Origin of the sequence: Adlercreutzia sp. ZJ141 (genome assembly GCF_011038965.1) — a bacterium.
Classification (GTDB): Bacteria; Actinomycetota; Coriobacteriia; order Coriobacteriales; family Eggerthellaceae; genus ZJ141.
Map to the genome: position 1 here is coordinate 145,606 of NZ_JAAKEB010000005.1, position 17,466 is coordinate 163,071.

General features: G+C 56.3%; 14 protein-coding genes. 1 reads left to right on the plus strand and 13 read right to left on the minus strand.

Annotation, left to right across the window (positions count from 1 at the left end; translation table 11 throughout):
* Positions 1 to 48 precede the first annotated feature (48 nt).
* From aroC to G7Y44_RS03705, 12 genes are all read right to left on the minus strand, one after another.
* Positions 49 to 1,221, minus strand: coding sequence for a chorismate synthase (gene aroC, locus G7Y44_RS03650; RefSeq protein ID WP_165247646.1), 1,173 nt, complete (start codon positions 1,219 to 1,221; stop codon positions 49 to 51).
* Between the two features lie 99 nt (positions 1,222 to 1,320).
* Positions 1,321 to 2,262, minus strand: coding sequence for a shikimate dehydrogenase family protein (locus G7Y44_RS03655; RefSeq protein ID WP_165247648.1), 942 nt, complete (start codon positions 2,260 to 2,262; stop codon positions 1,321 to 1,323).
* 51 nt (positions 2,263 to 2,313) lie between these two features.
* On the minus strand, positions 2,314 to 2,889 hold the full coding sequence (locus G7Y44_RS03660; protein WP_165247650.1) for a YqeG family HAD IIIA-type phosphatase: 576 nt from the start codon (positions 2,887 to 2,889) through the stop codon (positions 2,314 to 2,316).
* A gap of 102 nt (positions 2,890 to 2,991) precedes the next feature.
* Complete coding sequence (gene mltG / locus G7Y44_RS03665; RefSeq protein ID WP_165247652.1) at positions 2,992 to 4,170, minus strand: endolytic transglycosylase MltG; 1,179 nt, start codon at positions 4,168 to 4,170, stop codon at positions 2,992 to 2,994.
* A gap of 19 nt (positions 4,171 to 4,189) precedes the next feature.
* Positions 4,190 to 4,600 carry a Holliday junction resolvase RuvX gene (ruvX, locus tag G7Y44_RS03670; RefSeq protein ID WP_165247654.1) on the minus strand — a complete coding sequence of 137 codons (411 nt, stop codon included), beginning with the start codon at positions 4,598 to 4,600 and terminating at the stop codon, positions 4,190 to 4,192.
* 205 nt (positions 4,601 to 4,805) lie between these two features.
* The gene (gene alaS, locus G7Y44_RS03675; protein WP_165247656.1) at positions 4,806 to 7,442 is read right to left on the minus strand and encodes an alanine--tRNA ligase; all 2,637 of its coding nucleotides are present in this window, start codon (positions 7,440 to 7,442) and stop codon (positions 4,806 to 4,808) included.
* An 86-nt stretch (positions 7,443 to 7,528) separates the two neighbouring features.
* The gene (locus G7Y44_RS03680) at positions 7,529 to 8,758 is read right to left on the minus strand and encodes an AI-2E family transporter (RefSeq protein ID WP_165247658.1); all 1,230 of its coding nucleotides are present in this window, start codon (positions 8,756 to 8,758) and stop codon (positions 7,529 to 7,531) included.
* A 96-nt stretch (positions 8,759 to 8,854) separates the two neighbouring features.
* Positions 8,855 to 9,565: a DUF948 domain-containing protein gene (locus G7Y44_RS03685; RefSeq protein WP_165247660.1), complete on the minus strand. Its 711-nt coding sequence runs from the start codon at positions 9,563 to 9,565 to the stop codon at positions 8,855 to 8,857.
* A 172-nt stretch (positions 9,566 to 9,737) separates the two neighbouring features.
* Positions 9,738 to 11,075 (minus strand): replication-associated recombination protein A, encoded by a 1,338-nt coding sequence (locus G7Y44_RS03690; protein WP_165247662.1) that lies wholly within the window; start codon positions 11,073 to 11,075, stop codon positions 9,738 to 9,740.
* 416 nt (positions 11,076 to 11,491) lie between these two features.
* Complete coding sequence (locus G7Y44_RS03695) at positions 11,492 to 12,811, minus strand: ATP-binding protein (RefSeq protein ID WP_165247664.1); 1,320 nt, start codon at positions 12,809 to 12,811, stop codon at positions 11,492 to 11,494.
* A 311-nt stretch (positions 12,812 to 13,122) separates the two neighbouring features.
* Positions 13,123 to 14,364, minus strand: coding sequence for a nucleotide sugar dehydrogenase (locus G7Y44_RS03700; RefSeq protein WP_165247666.1), 1,242 nt, complete (start codon positions 14,362 to 14,364; stop codon positions 13,123 to 13,125).
* 81 nt (positions 14,365 to 14,445) lie between these two features.
* A complete protein-coding gene (locus G7Y44_RS03705; protein ID WP_165247668.1) occupies positions 14,446 to 15,516 on the minus strand; it encodes an NAD-dependent epimerase/dehydratase family protein in 1,071 nt (356 codons plus the stop codon).
* 318 nt (positions 15,517 to 15,834) lie between these two features.
* On the opposite strand from G7Y44_RS03705, the gene G7Y44_RS03710 reads away from it, so the two are divergent.
* Positions 15,835 to 16,224, plus strand: coding sequence for a hypothetical protein (locus G7Y44_RS03710; RefSeq protein WP_165043810.1), 390 nt, complete (start codon positions 15,835 to 15,837; stop codon positions 16,222 to 16,224).
* Positions 16,225 to 16,690: 466 nt separating this feature from the next.
* Here G7Y44_RS03710 and G7Y44_RS03715 read toward each other — a convergent pair whose 3' ends face one another.
* Complete coding sequence (locus tag G7Y44_RS03715; RefSeq protein ID WP_165247670.1) at positions 16,691 to 17,251, minus strand: hypothetical protein; 561 nt, start codon at positions 17,249 to 17,251, stop codon at positions 16,691 to 16,693.
* Positions 17,252 to 17,466: the final 215 nt, after the last annotated feature.

The following is a 17,466-nucleotide window of genomic DNA, read 5'->3' on the forward strand; positions in this document are numbered from 1 at the left end:
AGCACCACTGTGTCAATGCGTCAAAGGGTCACACCCTACGCCTGCGCGTTACTTTGACACGGTACGGAGCCGCTGCTTGTACGACTTCACTGCGGCTTTAATATCGGCCATGTTGTCGCGTCCGAATTTTTCCAGATAGGCGTTGGCCAGCGCGAACGCCACCTCCGATTCGGCCACCACCGCGCAGGCAGGTACGGCACAGGTATCGCTTCGCTCCTTCGACGCAAGCTCCACCTCCAACGTGTCCAGGTTCACCGTTTCAAGCGGCGTCATGAGCGTGGGAATGGGCTTCATGGCTACCGTAGCAATAAGCGGCATTCCTGAGGTCATGCCCCCCTCGAGGCCGCCCGCGTTGTTTGATGTGCGGGAGAACCCGACGCCCCGTTCAAGCACAATGGGGTCGTGCACCTGCGAACCCACCCGCCGCGAAGCCTCGAAGCCCAAGCCGAACTCAACGCCCTTGATTGCAGGAATGGAAAATAGCGCCGCACCGAGGCGCGAGGTTAAGCGGTCAGCCGCCGTCGCGTAGCCGCCCACGCCGGGCACAAGACCCGTGGCAACCACGCGAAATGTTCCGCCCAGGCTCTCGCCCGCCGCCTTCGCATGATCAATGGCGTCCTTCATAGCCTGCGTCGCCTTCGCATCGGGACAGCGGACCTCACTCGTTTCGATGTCGAGCGGTTTATAGTCGGGCGCAGCAACCATAGGATCGTCTTCTTCGAAGCGTGCACTGCCAATGGAAGTAACGTAGGAGAACACCTCGACGCCCAGCTCGGCCAGAAACTCCCTCGCAATGCCCGCCGCCGCCACGCGCGCGGCAGTTTCGCGCGCGCTCGCGCGTTCGAGAATGTTGCGACAGTCGTCAGTGTTGGTTTTCAGCGCGCCCACCAGATCGGCATGACCTGGGCGCGGCGTGACCTCGCGCACCAAGCCTGCGGGCACGTCGCCGAAGGGCGCCATGCGGTCGGTCCAATTCTGCCAATCGCGGTTTTTCACTACCAGCGTCACCGGCGTGCCAAGGGTACGGCCAAACCGCAGACCCGACACCACTTCAACCGTATCGCGCTCGATGGTCTGTCTGCCACCCCGGCCATACCCCGACTGTCGACGGGCGAGGTCGGAGTTGATACTCTCTTCAGAAACCTTCAGCCCCGCCGGAACACCTTCGACAATGGCGGTAAGCTGCGGGCCGTGGCTTTCACCTGCGGTGATGTAATGCATAGCATGGTCGCTTTCTCGCTGCAGACAACGTTTCGCCGGCGCAAAACAAGGGTGTGGTCTGCATTTTTTCATTCGGAGCTATTGTAGCGCAAGTTCGTATTACAGCGCGAACCCGGCGGCGCGAGCCATAACGTCGAGCAAGCCGTCGAACCCAAGCGTATCGGGCTCATTGGCAGCCTGTAAGAACAGCTGCACGGCGGCAACAGCCTGACCAACCAGCATGCCGCCCCCACTGCGGAATGTGCAACCCGCCGCCTTCGCGCCGGCAGCCAGCGCAGTTTCACCATGGCCGTACACAGCATCAAACACCCACTGACCCTCATGCAGTGCGCTCACGTCGAAAGGCGCAGGATCGCCCGGCTTCATGCCCAACGGTGTCGCGTCGATAACGATGTCGGCGCACGAGATGAGGTTGCAGCTGTCGTCGTACGACGCACCTTCAACACGCACCTCGCGTTTTGAGCGGGCTTTGCGGGACGTTTGAGTCGTTCGGGTCGTTTGGAACGCGCAGACCGCATGCTCATTGTGGGCCACGCAAGCAGCATAGGCCGCACGCCAGGCCTCCACCCGCTCGCGCGCGCGCTGCGCGTCGCGTCCGAGCATGAGCACGCTCGCACCTGCATCAACGCACGCACCGAGAATTGAAAATGACGTGGGTCCCGTGCCACACACAACCACACGCGCTCCCTCAAAGCAAGCACCTATGCTCTGAAGGTACGTCACACAACCAAAACCGTCGGTGTTATGTGCAGCAAGCTTGCCATCAATCTTCACCAGCACGTTCGCGCCACGCGCCAACCGTGCTGCCTCACTCGCGGTGTCGGCGGCAGCAAACGCGAGTTCCTTATACGGCGTGGTGATGTTTAAGCCCAGCCAGCTGCGCTGTTCGATGAACGCCTGCGCCTCGTGCGAATGCTCGATATCGGCGAAACCGTATTCCCACGGCAACCCAAGCGCCCGATAGGCGGCGTTGTGCATTGCCGGCGACTTCGAATGACCCACCGGATGACCAAGCACGTACAGCTTCTCAGTTGCGCCCATAACGAACGCGCTCCTTTCCCCACTTTTTTCATCATGTTTATGCCCACGCACCTAGACGCTCTGACTCTGGCTCTCGCTTGCCTGCGATGCCTTTGCCGACTGTACCTCTTCTACGGGTACGGCAGTTGCGGCCCCTTCGGGTTGACGACTGCCCAAAATGACGCGTTCAACCTTGCGAAGCACCAGCGTATGTTTCAGGTCTTGCTCGACAAGCGGCGCCACCAAATACGACTTCATGCCCAGCATGTTAGCGGCCACCACATCGGTTGACAGCTGATCGCCAATGGCCACCGTGTCGCAGCGCGCGCCACCGATCTTCGCGCGACCAATCAGCACCCCATGCGGCAGCGGCTTGCACGACTTCGCCACAATGGGCAGGTCGAGCTCTTCCGCCAAGCTAAACACACTCTGGTGCCAATTGTTTGACACCAAACAGAACGACACTCCGGCCTCACGGGCGCGCGTAATCCAAAACCGCACGTCACGAGGCACTTCATGCGTGTCGCGCGTGAGAATAGTGTTATCAATGTCCAGCAGCACGTGCACAAGGCCGCACTCCAGCAGATCACGCTCGATATCGATGCGCGAAACGCGAGAAAAATACCTGTCAGGCTGAAAAATCGGCATGGCGGCCCTCCTTCGCGAAAGAGAAAGCCCGCAGCACACCTTCATGGGGACCGCTGCAGGCTTTCGCTCGGGGTGTCATGTCGGAACTGGTACGCGCCAAGCCTAGCCCGCGTTCTGCGGCGTGTTCGCGATAGCCGCCTGGTGCTCGTCATAGGTGCGAGAGAAGGCATACTGAAGGGTGCCGTCTTCGCCATTCCAGAAGTAGAAGTAGTAGTTGTCGGATTCAATAGGCGAACACACGGCCTTCAGGCACGCCAAACCCGGAGAGCAAATAGGCGTCGGTGGCAGACCCTTGTACGTATACGTGCTGTACGGATCGTCCGCATGTACTTCTTCAGGAGACGGATCGTGACCCACCACGTACGCCGTGGTGGCATCGGACTGCAAGTAGCCCGCCGTCTCGCCGAACTCGTTCGTTAGGCGGTTGTAGAACACACCGGCAACCTGCGCGCGAATATCATCGGATCCGGTCGACTCCTTCTCAACAATGGAAGCGAGCTTCACCACGTCGTACACGTTGAGACCAACGCTTTGGGGATACGTGAGATCAAGCGTCGAAAATTCTGCGTTGAACTGGTCAAGCATCATACGAATGATCGAATCGGCTGTAGCGGTATCGTCAAGCTCGTACGTTTTGGGGAACAGGAACCCTTCAAGGCTGTTCTCGCCCGCATCGGCGAGGAAGCTGTAGTCGGCCGCATACACGCTCGCGTTCGATGCGGCTGCAGTGAAGTCCTCGGCGGAAACGCGGCCCTCGGTAGCTTCCGCAACCGCTGCAGCGATATCGGTTAGCTTGTAGCCTTCGGGCACAGTGAGCGTTGACTCCGCCTGAGGACCGGCTTGGATAGCCGCAATAATGTCGTCAATGGGCGTTTCGCCGGCGAACGTGTAGCTGCCAGGCTTCAACTGGTCGGCAACGCCCAGCTCATCCACGCGCGACGAGAAGTCTGACGATCGAGCGATAAGCCCCGCTTCGCACAGCGTGTCGCCAATGGTCTTAGCGCTTTCCCCCGCCTCAACCGTGATGGTAGCCTGCTCGTTCGGGCCGATTAGTTCAGCGCCGCTCCCCGAGCAGCCCTTCATCATTGTAGAGATGGCGAAGACGGCCGCAACCACGATAGCAATAGTAACCACTGCAGCAAACACCAGTGGTGCCTTGCTCTGCTTCGGGCGGATGTAGCTGGTGTCGTACGTTTTGAATTGACGAGCACCGCGCGCATGTGCCGAACGGGCGGCATGATTGGGGCGTCGGGAATATGTCATTTGTCGTCTGGGTGACATAGGTTTGCAGCCTTTCGTGTCAATGGCGCGCGTCGAGCCACGCCTGCAAGAACAAGCTAGCGGCTATCATATCTATTTTGCCCCGCATCGAACGTTCGCTGTATCCCTTTTCACGCAAACTCCGTTTGGCTTCACGCGAGCTCAAACGCTCGTCGGTAAATTCGACGGGAAGTCCGCACGCAGCACTGATGCGCACCGCAGCTTCTCGAATGCGTGCAGCTTGGGGGCCTTCCTCGCCCGCCATGGTATACGGTAGACCGCAGAGCAAAAGCTCAGGTTCCCAATCTTCGAGCACCCGCGCGAAGGGCTTTGCGCACCCGAGCACTTCCGCCGCGGGCAGCACGCACACCGGTGAGGCAACGCGCATTCCTGGGTCGCACACTGCAATGCCCACGCGCACCTCACCTATGTCCAAAGCCAAAACCCTCATCGAACGCCTTTCTCTTATCCAGGAAACGCTGAATTACTCCGCAAGCCCTGTTCGGGCGCGCCGGACTCGACACACGTTTCCCTCGCGCCGTCTTATACGACGCCAATCATGCCGAAGGCCCCAGCGGGGCCTTCGCGCGAATGGGCTTAAACGGAAGCAGACGCACCTTTACGCCCAACTCCGCAAGCTAAATAACGCAATCGCTCTACAGCAGCAAGCCGCGTGCGATGTCGAGCGCTGCATCAATACCACTTGCATCCTTGCCGCCAGCTTGTGCCATGGTCGGCTTTCCGCCGCCGCCACCTTGAATGGCCGGCCCCATTGCCTTGATGATAGCCCCAGCGTTGAATCCAGCAGACACCGCTTCATCGGTGCCGGCAGCCATAAGCACGGGTTTACCATCCTTTTCACCAGCGATAACAAGTGCGCCCGGAGCGCTCATACGCGCACGCACGATGTCCCACATGTTGCGCATCTGGGCGCCTTCGCGAATGGCCGTGCGGGCAATGATAACCGGGTAACCGCCCTTCGCGGAAACCACAGCCGCCAGTAACTCGTTGATACCGTCATCGGACACGATGTCTTTCGCACGCTTCGCCTTCTGCTGAATATCTTTCAGCGCCTTTAAGTTTGAAGCAGTACGCTCACTCACGTCGAACAGCGGCACGCGCAGCTCGGCGGCGGTTTCCTTCAGCTCGGCCTCAATTTCGTTCACGTATCCCAAAGCGCCGTAGCTGGTTACCGCTTCGATGCGGCGCACGTTAGCGCCCACGCTCGATTCCGAGGTAATTTTCATGAAGCCGATTTCTGCGGTGTTGCGCACGTGACATCCACCGCACAGCTCGCGGCTGAACTCGCCCGCCTCAACCACGCGAACGCGCTCGCCATACTTTTCGCCGAACAGACCCACAATGCCCCGTTCACGCGCGTCAGACAGCGACGTTTCGTAGATAGTGGTGGGGATTGCCTCCATGATGTACTCGTTGGCGATACGCTCGACCTCGGCAAGCTGATCGAGTGTCATGGCCTCGAAGTGCGTGAAATCGAACCGCAGACGGTCGGGTCCTACGTAGCTGCCGGCCTGTTTCACGTGATCACCGAGCACCTGGCGCAGCGACGCGTGCAGAATGTGCGTTGCGGTATGGTTGCGCTCGATGGCGTGGCGACGGCGCGGGCTGACGCTCGCGTGCACCACGTCACCCACATGCAGCACGCCTTCCTTGCAGTGCACGGTGTGTACGAACAACCCTTTTTCGGGTGTTGCAGTTCCCTGCACAAGCACATGCAAACCCTCGGCATCGAAGGCACCCATGTCGCCCACTTGGCCGCCCATCTCGGCGTAGAACGGTGTTACGTCGAGTACCACCTCGCCCAGGCCACTGCCGACAAGTTCGTTTACTCGCTTGCCATCGCGCAGCAAAGCGAGCACGCGGGCATCGCATTCCAGCTGATCGTAGCCAAGAAACTTCGTGGCACCCACCTCGTTCAGTGTGTCGGTATACACGCCGCCGTAGGTGCTCCATGCCGCTTCGATGTCGGCTTTGTTCGCCGCACGAGCGCGATCACGCTGTTCTTCCATGCACTCGTGGAAGCGATCCATGTCAACCTGAATGCCTGCATCAGCCGCCAGCTCGCAGGTGACCTCTACCGGGAAACCATACGTGTCGTGCAACACAAAGGCCTGGTCGCCAGAAAGCACCGGCCCCTCTAGCTGGGCAAGCGCCTCATTTAGGAACGCCCTGCCCTGACGCAGCGTAGCACCAAAGCGCTCTTCCTCGGCAAGAATAAGCCGGCGCTCAAGTTCGCGGTTTTCCACAATTTCGGGGTACACATCACCCATAAGGCGGACAATCTCGTCAACATACTCGTTTAAGAATGGTCCCTCAATGCCGATAAGATGTGCCTTCATGATAGCACGACGCAGCAGACGGCGCAGCACGTAGCCGCGCCCTTCGTTAGAAGGAAGAATGCCGTCGGCAATCATAAATGTAACCGCACGGCTGTGATCAGCAATGATACGCAGCGCGAGGTCGGCAGCAGCGTCGCTTCCGTACGTTGCACCCGACAACCGCTCTCCAACCGCCACCAGGCTGCGCAGCACGTCAGTTTCGTAGTTCGACTGTACGCCTTGCATAATGGCAGCAATGCGTTCAAGGCCCATGCCGGTGTCGATGTTTTTCTTTGGCAGTGGAACAAGCGTGCCGTCCTCTTGCCCATCAAACTGCGTAAACACGCAGTTCCAGTACTCCAGGAAGCGGTCGCAATCGCACCCGGGCGCGCAATCGGGCTTGCCGCAGCCGAATTCGGGACCCTGATCGAAGTAGATCTCGGAACACGGGCCGCACGGACCTGTAGGGCCACCGCGCCAGAAGTTGTCATCTTCACCCAAGCGCGAAATATGGTCTTCCGGCACGCCGAGGCTCTTCCAAATCTCGATGGTTTCGTCGTCGTCTTCAAACACCGTGAAATACAGATGCTCGGCCGGAAGCTCAAGTACGTTCACAGAGAAGTCGTACGCCCACGCGCACATTTCCTGCTTGAAGTACTCGCCGAACCCGAAGTTGCCCAGCATCTCGAAAAAGCTCTGGTGCCGCCCGGTGGTACCAATGATATCGATGTCGTTAGTACGCACGCATTTCTGTGCGGTGGTAGTACCAATATAGGGTGCCGGAAGCTGCTTTTGCTGCAGGAAGTACGGCTTAAACTGAACCATCCCCGCAACCGTGAGCAAAAGCGATGGGTCGTCGGGCACCAGCGAGCTGGAAGGCCAGCGCTGGCAGCCCTTTTCTTCGAAATACTTCAGGTACTTCTCGCGGATTTCCGCACTTGTCATGTACTTCATCAATGCAATCCTTCTGATGGTTCGTTTGTCCCGATAACACTTCCGCCCCTGCGTAGGGCGTCTCTCACAAAGGTTGGCTCAGATTGTCAGAACCCGTCGCCACCCTTTCGTTTCACTTCGCGAACGGAACTTTTCGCCGACCCCTTCACCACTGGATGAGCGGCCGTAGCGTCGGCCATAGGATCAACCACAGCGTCATCGCCTTCGACACCGCCTTTGAAGAACACCCCATCGGGTGCCACAATGCGCCGTCCCGTACGCTTTTCGAAATAATACACGAACACCGACTTTGCCATAGCAACAATGGGAATGGAGAACAACATACCGACAAGTGTACCCATAACGCCGTAGGCAGCGCCACCAAGCGCTGAACCCACCATGAGCGCAACGAGCACAAGCGCCGGATGCGCATCGACCGACCCTTGCATGATGCGGGGGTATACCACCGTTGCCACAAAGCAGTGCACCAGCACGAATCCCAGCACAGCCAATGCCGCCACAACTACGCCATCGAATACACCCACTACGGCAAGAATAATGCCACCCACCCACGGACCGATAACGGGAACGATGTTCACAATGGTCATGATCACGCCCAAAACCGCGGCGCTTGGCATACCAATGATTGCAAACCACACGCCCGAGCACACACCAACGATGGCGCTTTGCAACAGCGTGCCACGAATGAAGCCACTCATCACGCGTGTAGCGGTGATGTGCAGCATTTCAGCCTCTTCGCGATGTTTGTCACTGACAAGACGATTACATTCTCTCCCGATGCCAGGAAGTTCAAGGAGAATCCAGAACGACACCACCAGTGCAAACAAAATCTCGAGCGCCGCGTTAACAAGCCCAGCTCCCAACGCCACGATGCCGTTCGCGCTGGATTTTGCGAGCTCGGAAGCCATCGCACTCAGCGACGAGAACGTTTCAGTTCCCCACTGCTGGATGGCGTCACTTTGGAAGAGATAGGAATAGCGTTCGTAGAGCTGGTTAAGCAGCGCGCTTATATCGTCGATGCGAGCAGGCATGCTGCTCACAAATTCGCTGACTTGGCCGATCAAACCATGCGCGGGCGAAAACATGAGCAGGCACACGCATGCGACTACCACAAACATAAGCACGAACGCAGCGGCCGTCGCCCAGAAACGGGGCATGCCGCGGCGTTCGAGCGAATTGACCGGACCGCGCAAGCAGAATACGATAATGACCGTGAGAATGAGGATGGCAATGGCTATGTGAAGTACGCTTATGGCCTTCGCTGCTACCAGAAGCAAAAGAACAGCACCAATAGTACTCCAAATGCGCAGGCACAACGTGCGAGCCTTCAGCTCCGCGCAATCAAGGCCGCCTGGCTCCCCGCAAACTAATACGGGTTCCTCCGAACACTCCCGAGACAAGCGAAACGCCCCCTACGCTTTCAAACCTTCGGCACTCTGCTGCTGGACACCTACCGATGCGGCAGCCGCACCAGACGCAGCCTGATCGGCCGGTGCTACTGGCTGCGGAACCGTAACGTAGCCATCTTTGGAGCCATGAGCACCCTCTGACGAAGCTCCCTCACCAGCGCTCACAGGTTCAGCTTCCGTAAAACCGCGTGAAGCAGCAGCGCTTGAAGCAGCGTCTTCTTTGGCGGGATGTGTGGACTGCACAGCCTTGGATGCAGCAGCCTCGGCGGCTTTCGCCTCGCCCAGCGCCACCGACGCATCGCTTGCCGCCTTTGGCTTAAAAGCATCGCGAATACGCGTCGAAGCAGACGCGATCAGGTTCAGCGGTGTGCTGGCCACGGCATCAACCGCATTAACAGCCGAAGTTGCTGTGTCGGTGATGTCGCCGATGTTTTCTAGAATCTGGTCGAGACGCATGACTTCCAAATTCACGGCATCGACCGTTAGCGACACGCGGTCAACCAGCGGGTCGGCTTTCGCAATGAGCGGCTTGCACGCCGCAGTGATTTCCTCGACGTTGGCAAGCGTGGGTTCGAGCTGCTTTTGCATAGTGTCAACCGTTTGCCTGGTTTTGCGAACCGTCGCGACCAGCTCAAACGCGAGCCACGCCAACGCCGCAACGGCAACGATAGCAACGGCGATCAGCACGATACTCAAAATATCAGTGGCACCCATGACGAACCTCCTTGTATACCGTGAAAGTTTCATTCACTATAGCACGTCAACCCCACAACACCAGGGAATCCTTATCGCTTTGGCAAAGCGTTTCCATTCCGCAACCAACACCAAACCACGCTAAACCGCGTCAAACCACCACACCTATGTCAACTTACGCCAACCATCGAAACTAGCACTCGCCTGTGTCAACTTCGTCAGCGTCGGCGCGATCACGCGCAGCGGCATCGGCACGGTACGCCTCCCACCCGCGTGGACCCGGATGGTAGAAACAGCCCCGCTCCAAGCCGTCGGGCAGATAGCGCTGGTCGACCCAGCCAGACGGATACGAATGAGGGTACTTGTAATCGCCGTAGTTTTCCGAACCTGGCCGGTGCCGGTCGCGCAGATGATTGGGAACTTGACGGGCAGGCCCTTGGCGAACTTCGGCTAATGCAGCATCGATACCCGCTTCGGCGGCATTGCTTTTCGGTGCAAGCGCCAGATAGATGGCAGCCTGCGCGAGATTAATGCGGCATTCTGGATAACCAATAACCTCGGCTGACTTAAACGCCGCCTCGGCAATAAGCAGCGCCTGCGGATCGGCATTACCGATGTCTTCCGATGCCGCAATAAACATGCGCCGCGCGATGAACTTCGGATCTTCCCCACCATCGATCATGCGCGCGAGCCAATAGAGCGCAGCGTCGGGATCAGACCCTCGCATAGACTTAATGAATGCGGATATGACATCGTAGTGCATATCCTTACTTTTATCGTAGGGCAAGGCGCGATGCGGCACAGCAATACGCACATGTTCGGCTCCCACCCGCGCGGGAGCGGCGGAAGTTCCCGGCTCGAGCATGCCCGCGGCAAGCTCGAGCGTGGTTAGCGCCGCACGGCCATCGCCACCAGCAAGCAATACGATGTCGTTTAACGCATCGTCATCAAGCTGGTACGTGCCACCAAGACCCCTTTCATCAGCTACCGCACGCCGCACCATTTCGGCAATATCGGCATCGGTAAGGCTTTTCAACTCGATAATGCGCGAGCGACTGTTCAGCGCGGAGTTCACCTCGAAAAACGGGTTTTCTGTTGTGGCACCCACTAGCACAACAATGCGATCTTCCACTGCATGCAGCAACGCATCTTGCTGACTGCGGTTGAAGCGGTGGATTTCGTCCACGAACAAAATGGTGCGCCGCCCCGACAGGGCAAGACGCTCATTGGCGGCGTCGATTTCGCGACGAAGATCGGACACAGTGCCGCCGATAGCTGACACCTCCACAAACGCCGCCTTAGTGGTTTCGGCAATAACATGCGCGATGGACGTTTTGCCCGTGCCAGCCGGGCCATACAAAATAAGCGAGCTTAAGCAGTCTTGCTCGATGGCGCGGCGCAGCCAGCTGTCCGGACCAACGGCATCCTGCTGACCGACAAGTTCATCGAGCGAACGCGGACGCATGCGCACAGCAAGCGGAGCCACCGTGGCCCGACGTTCGTTTTCCATTGCTGTGAATAAGGTATCCATGCCGCTATGGTATCACACGAACAAGTGTTTGTGCAAAATGTTCTTGGGGTTCATCAAAAAACATACTGCACGCTGCATTCAGTTCTTTACATCGTTACATCGCTTTACATCGTGTGCGCCCTTACTTCGGAAACTGCCACATGTCAAGACTTCAATTGGCGCGCCCATAGCGTATACTCATAAGTGGTTCCACCCCCGCAACCATACTTTGCGATGGACCGACGTATTTTACTTGGGAGCCTCAGATCGCTCGTGAAATGGAGATTCGCATCCGTTGATGCGAAAACCAGGAAGCGCGCTGCGGGCACCCACCTTGTTCAAGGTGGGTTCATCCTTCTGGTCGGGGGTGGGCCTTTTTTGTGCCGCGCAATACGTAGCTCCATCGAGCACATAGACGATGGCACCCCATGCCGACGTTAGGGTTCCAGCGCAGTCAGAGGCACAACATACACGCCGCTTTCTTCATCTCGCCGCCAGAACGGCGACGCGGCCGTGAGTACCATCATGAACTCTGGTTCGGGGTTGCGCGCCGCTGGGTTGGCAGCGATTTTTCCTGCAAGTCGCTGTAGATTAGCAATACCCCTGGGAACCTTGTCTTCCCCAAGCTTCACCTCGATAGCCGCCCAGCGGCCATCGTTCAGATCGAAGACGATGTCGGCTTCCAAACCATCAGCATCCCCGTAGTAGCGCAACGAACCCGCATGACTACCTGGCAGCAGGGACGCGAATACGCGTAGCTCGTGAACACACAGAGATTCGAAGAGTAAGCCGAACGTTTGGGAGTCCGACAACAGTCTTTCAGGCCCCATCCCCAACAGCGACGCAGCGATGGAGGGGTCGGCGAAGTAGCGTTTGGATTTCGTACGCAAGCGCGATTTTGAGCGCACGGGAGCATCCCACCCAGGAAGCTCTTCAATGAAAAAGAGGTCCTCGAACATGTCGAGGTAGCGCCTGACCGTGGAGCGCGCCAGGTCGACATTGTCCTCTCCTAGATCGGCGTCCGCAGCCAGAGTGTCGAGCGTGGCCGACGTCGCCACGTTCCGCGCAAGCGACAGCGCCAACCTGCGCGCGGTTTGGGGCACACCGCCTTTTTTTGGCACACTCACGTCGAAAAGCGCGCCAAGGTACTGACTCACAACCTCGGCAGCATCTTGCGGTGTTGCTCCGACCAGCGCTGGCCACCCTCCAACACAGATGGCATCTGCAATCTGTGCAAGACCAAATTCTTGCGCAAGGCCCGACTCGAAGTTGCCGGCAAACAGGCCCGAAAGCGACACACCGCCCCGAGCAATTCCGCGCTCGAGAAGCGTCATCGTGCTCATGTCGATACGAGCGATGCGCCCGGCTCCACTATGCGACACCTTGTCCTTTTCGGGTGTTGAAGAGCCAGTGAGAATGTAAAGTCCCTTGCTGCCGCCCGAGCTGTCGATCGCTCTGCGCGCGGCGTCCCACACGGCAGGCACCTCCTGCCACTCATCGATCACGTGCGGACTCTGCCCGCGCAACGCCAGCCGAGGATCCGCCTTAACGAGGGTACGCACGTTCTCGTTGTCCAAAAAAATTGAACTCTCACCAAAGGCGAAGGAACTCCAGGATTTACCACACCACTTAGTTCCGCGCACCTCGACAGCGCCAAACAACCCCAGCAGCCTCTCAATCCGCGCGTCTATGAGTCTAGGGGCGTAGCCTTCCGGCTTATCAGATCCGTAGGTGATCTGTTTCCCGTAGAACACCATGACCTGGCCTCCTTTATTGTACACTTCATTTTCGAGGATTAGTGTACTTCATTTTCGAGGAATTTCGCGCTTCATTTTCGAGGAAGGTTGATTGCGGGGTTGATTGTCATACCCTTACCCATGCCCATGCGCAGCTCCAAATCGTGCACGTACTTATCCCGCTCAATTCTCATGCCGCCCCTCCTAATGACATTTTTTCCCGCAAGCGTGATTTTTTGTCATTAGAATCGTAATCGAGCGAAAAGCTCTTCACAATCAGCAGCACAGCTTGGCACAGCACACTAAGGCCCTCGGAGAAATGACGTATGCCCCTAATCCCGCCGGAACAAGTCGCGCGTGTATACCTTATCGGCCACATCGGACAGTTCATCTGACCAGCGGTTAGCCACAATAATGTTGCAGCGGCGCTTGAACGCGGTCAGGTCGTGAGTAACTTCAGAGCCGAAAAATTCGGGGGCATCGAGTGTCGGCTCGTAGACTACCACCGGTATTCCTTTGGCTTTCACGCGCTTCATAATACCTTGGATAGAACTTGCTCGGAAGTTGTCAGAACCTGACTTCATAACAAGACGGTAGACTCCCACAACAGGACGCTCGACACCTTCATATACGAGTTTCCAAACGCGGCTTACCACTTCTTCGGCCACGTAGTCTTTGCGAGTACGGTTGGAGTTTACGATAGCTTCAATAAGGTTTTGGGGCACGTCCTTATAGTTAGCGAGCAACTGCTTGGCATCTTTCGGCAAACAGTAGCCACCGTAGCCAAACGAAGGGTTGTTGTAGTGGTCACCGATACGGGGGTCATACCCCACGCCTTCAATAATCTGCCCAGCATCAAGCCCGCGCACGCTCGCGTAGGTGTCAAGCTCGTTGAAGTAGGACACGCGAAGCGCCAGATAGGTGTTGGCGAAAAGCTTTACTGCTTCAGCCTCGGTTGCGCGCATGATAAGGGTCGGGATGTCTTTGGCCGGCTCAGCTGCACCTTCAGCCAGAAGTGCAGCGAACTTGTACGCGGCTTCTTCGAGCTCATCCGCAAAGGCAGATTCACTTGGCACCCCCACGATAATGCGCGAAGGATGCAAGTTATCATAAAGCGCATGACCCTCACGCAGAAATTCTGGAGAGAACAGGAATCGCCCTTTAGGGTAGCGCTCGCAGAGTGTGCGTGTGTAGCCTACAGGCACCGTGGACTTTACTACCATAACAGCAGCAGGGTTTACTTCAAGTACGAGCTCGATTACTTGTTCCACGTAGCGCGTGTCGAAGAAGTTGCGATCAGGGTCGTAGTTGGTAGGTGTAGCGATAACTACTATATCAGCCGCCGCATAAGCCGCGCGCCCATCGAGTGTGGGATGTAAGTTGAGTGTACGCTCACCGCGCGCCGCTTCGCCTAAGAAGCGTTCGATCTCAACATCGGCAATAGGGCTTTCCCATCGCGCAAGCGCCTCTACTTTTTCTGGAACTACATCTACAGCATCCACTTGGTTGTGCTGTGCGAGTAACACCGCTAACGACAATCCCACATAACCGGTACCCGCTACTGCGATTCTCATGGTCGAATCAGTCCTCTCTCTTCGGTTTTCAACGTGCATAAATAAGGGTCACCTCACTCAGTGGCCCATCAAGTACGAACCTTACAGCCCGTAGTAGCCCTTGTACCAGCGAGCAAACGAGCGCAAGCCATCTTCGAGCTTGGTTGAGGGGCGAAAACCCAGATCGCGTTCAAGCGCAGAAGTGTCCGCATAGGTAACAGGTACGTCGCCTGGTTGCATGGCAACAAGCTCACGGTGTGCCGCAAAGTCATAGTCTTTCGGCAACACGCCTTCTTCAACGAGCACGCGTTGCAGCGTATCCACAAAATCAAGTAAGTTCTCAGGGTGTGAGTTGCCGATGTTATACACGCGGTGCGCCGCACGCAGTAGCCCGTCAGCTCCTGCCTTTACCGTAGGCGGAGCATCCATCACGCGCACCACACCTTCCACAATGTCATCGACGTAGGTGAAGTCGCGTTTACAGTCTCCCATGTTGAAGATCTTTATCTTCTCGCCACGCACGAGCTTGTTGGTAAACCCAAAATAGGCCATATCGGGACGCCCCATGGGACCATACACCGTAAAGAAGCGAAGTCCTGTGGTAGGAATTGAGTAGAGCTTGGAGTAGGCATGAGCCATCAACTCGTTTGACTTCTTGGTGGCCGCATACAGCGACACAGGCTCATCCACTCGGTCATCCTCGGAAAAGGGGACTTTCTCGTTTCCGCCATAGACCGAGCTTGAGCTGGCATACACCAGGTGCCTAACGGGGTGATGCCGGCACGCTTCAAGAATGTTGAAGAACCCGACCAGGTTGGAATCCACATAGGCACGCGGATTTTCGATGGAATAGCGCACGCCTGCCTGAGCAGCCAAGTTCACTACCACATCGAAGCTGCGCTCCCCGAACAGCGCCTCGAACGTGGTCTCATCAGCAAGGTCACCCCGCACAAAGGAGAAGCTTCCTACCGAAAACCCATCCACACACGCATCGTCTGCACTGCCGCCTGCCGCAAGGGCAAGCATCCGCAGCCTGTCAAGCTTGATTCCAGGATCGTAGTAGGAGTTCACGTTGTCAAACCCCACAACCTCACACCTGCCCTCTTTAAGCAGACGTTTACACAAAAACGCACCAATGAACCCGGCTGCACCGGTTACGAGAACCCTATTCATTTTTCTCCTTTGTTTTCATTCGGATGTTAATGAGATGTTTGGCTTCCGCCGACCCCGCCCCGTGAGCCAAGACCCTTCTTTCGTAGTCCATAAAATTCCCGGGTATTCAACGATGTCCCGGTATCCGCTTCTTAGGATCATATGAATGAATCACAAAAGGCGATACTTTTCCTTCTGGTTGTTGATTAGAAGAGCTTTGCGTGGTAAAACAATGTCTCAAACATTGCGAATCAGCCACCTCAGCACATCTCCAAAAAAAGCAATCAGAACCACCCGCACGACATCAGCTGCCGCATGCGGACAGGATGGAAGTGCGTCATGCAAAGCCGAACAGGGAAGATAATCATTCCGTCTGACACTAACGTATGGCCTCACGAGATGGAGACCGCCCACGCGCTCGCACGATCGGGCCTCACCGTGAAGTTCATCAGATGCAGTAAGGAACGGCATGTCACGTCTGCCGACGTAATCATCGACGGTGACGAATGGGAGATGAAGGCACCTGAGTCATGTAAGCTCAAGATGGTCGAACGTAACCTGCGTCGAGCTCTCAAGCAGTCGCCGAACGTGATCTTTGACTCCAGAAGAATGAAGGGGATTCCCGATACAGCCATAGAAAGAGAGCTGCGAAAATGGGCTCTTGAGCTGAAATCTTTGAGAAGATTGATTCTGGTCAACAGACACGGAAAAGTCATTGCAATCAAGTAGAAACCTGTTAAACTGAAAGTGCTAAAGCGCTCGAACGGTATGCATTGTACCTCCCTCGGGCGCTTTCGCTGTGTCTATGGGTGATAGGCCTTATGAGCAGGATTGCTCCTTTCCGGTCGACGTGGCAGAATTTATCATCTACAACTCATAATCTGCTGAAGGAAGATGTTACCGCTCAAGCAGGAGTTTTCCAAGTGCAAGCGCTCTTTACCGCAGTGGTGAATCAGCTCGGTGATTACTCCAATGATGGGTGATACACACCGTTAAATCGATTCACATTCATTAAAGTAACCAATTTCGTTACTTTACGCAATACAAATCAGCAATATCCTGCGAATCACGCAAACTTACAAGGGGATCTCGCTCAAAGAAGAATTGATGATAATCCTTATTTTCAGGGTTTTCCCTGCGAAACTGGCGACGCGAGTGCTCGAACCAACCAAAAAACGCAACCGCTGGGTAACCGTTACTCGGCAGCCTTTTGCAAAACTGCGGCACCGACACCTGAGAGCGTTACGTCAAGATAGGTTCCGTCGGGAGCGGAAGAGTCGGCGGCAAGGCCGAGGTTTGAAAGAAGTGCTGCCGCATAATAGCAATCTTCATAGGTATCAACATAGAAATCCGGAATGTCTGTTAGGTGAAGTACGGTACCCTCTTTCACCTTTGTATCGGTAGCGGCTTTCACATATGCCTTTGCCAGTATGCGAAGAACTAAAGGGGCAAAATCGAAGTCAACGGACACATCCCCAAAGCCTAAGGCCGCTTTGTAGTCATCCTCTTCAAACATGAGCGTTTCTATTTCATCGCCGGTTTGCACCTGTTGACGGCGAAGTGCAAACTCAAGGTTAGGTGCCGCGCTGAAGTCTTCTAACTCATCGTCTTCTTCGGAACCGTAGCTTTCATACTCACGTATCGCATCATCTATCTGATCGATGCTGTACTCACACGTAACATCTTGCAGACCCATGGCTTCAACTGCTCGCAAAAGACCTGGTAGGCGTTTAACGATTCTGTCTTCGAGTTCCATCTTTGTACACCTCTTTCTTTGGTTTCCCTTGCTTCGTACACGGTAGAAACCGGTAGCAATATGATTGCTCAAACACACACTATGTGGTAATCGAGTAGGAGGGATGCCATTAGTTGACATCCCGTCCTCTCACACCACCGTGCGTACCGTTCGGTACACGGCGGTTCCATTAACATACATGTACTTGTTCGTAGTAGTCAGAGAAAAACAGATAG

What these genes read in the sequence shown, in the direction of transcription:
- G7Y44_RS03660 (WP_165247650.1), bottom strand. Translation starts at nt 2,889, where the DNA reads ATGCCGATTTTTCAGCCTGACAGGTATTTTTCTCGCGTTTCGCGCATC.
- alaS (WP_165247656.1), bottom strand. Translation starts at nt 7,442, where the DNA reads ATGAAGTACATGACAAGTGCGGAAATCCGCGAGAAGTACCTGAAGTAT.
- G7Y44_RS03690 (WP_165247662.1), bottom strand. Translation starts at nt 11,075, where the DNA reads ATGGATACCTTATTCACAGCAATGGAAAACGAACGTCGGGCCACGGTG.
- G7Y44_RS03700 (WP_165247666.1), bottom strand. Translation starts at nt 14,364, where the DNA reads ATGAGAATCGCAGTAGCGGGTACCGGTTATGTGGGATTGTCGTTAGCG.
- mltG (WP_165247652.1), bottom strand. Translation starts at nt 4,170, where the DNA reads ATGTCACCCAGACGACAAATGACATATTCCCGACGCCCCAATCATGCC.
- G7Y44_RS03695 (WP_165247664.1), bottom strand. Translation starts at nt 12,811, where the DNA reads ATGGTGTTCTACGGGAAACAGATCACCTACGGATCTGATAAGCCGGAA.
- G7Y44_RS03655 (WP_165247648.1), bottom strand. Translation starts at nt 2,262, where the DNA reads ATGGGCGCAACTGAGAAGCTGTACGTGCTTGGTCATCCGGTGGGTCAT.
- aroC (WP_165247646.1), bottom strand. Translation starts at nt 1,221, where the DNA reads ATGCATTACATCACCGCAGGTGAAAGCCACGGCCCGCAGCTTACCGCC.
- ruvX (WP_165247654.1), bottom strand. Translation starts at nt 4,600, where the DNA reads ATGAGGGTTTTGGCTTTGGACATAGGTGAGGTGCGCGTGGGCATTGCA.
- G7Y44_RS03685 (WP_165247660.1), bottom strand. Translation starts at nt 9,565, where the DNA reads ATGGGTGCCACTGATATTTTGAGTATCGTGCTGATCGCCGTTGCTATC.
- G7Y44_RS03710 (WP_165043810.1), top strand. Translation starts at nt 15,835, where the DNA reads ATGCAAAGCCGAACAGGGAAGATAATCATTCCGTCTGACACTAACGTA.
- G7Y44_RS03705 (WP_165247668.1), bottom strand. Translation starts at nt 15,516, where the DNA reads ATGAATAGGGTTCTCGTAACCGGTGCAGCCGGGTTCATTGGTGCGTTT.
- G7Y44_RS03715 (WP_165247670.1), bottom strand. Translation starts at nt 17,251, where the DNA reads ATGGAACTCGAAGACAGAATCGTTAAACGCCTACCAGGTCTTTTGCGA.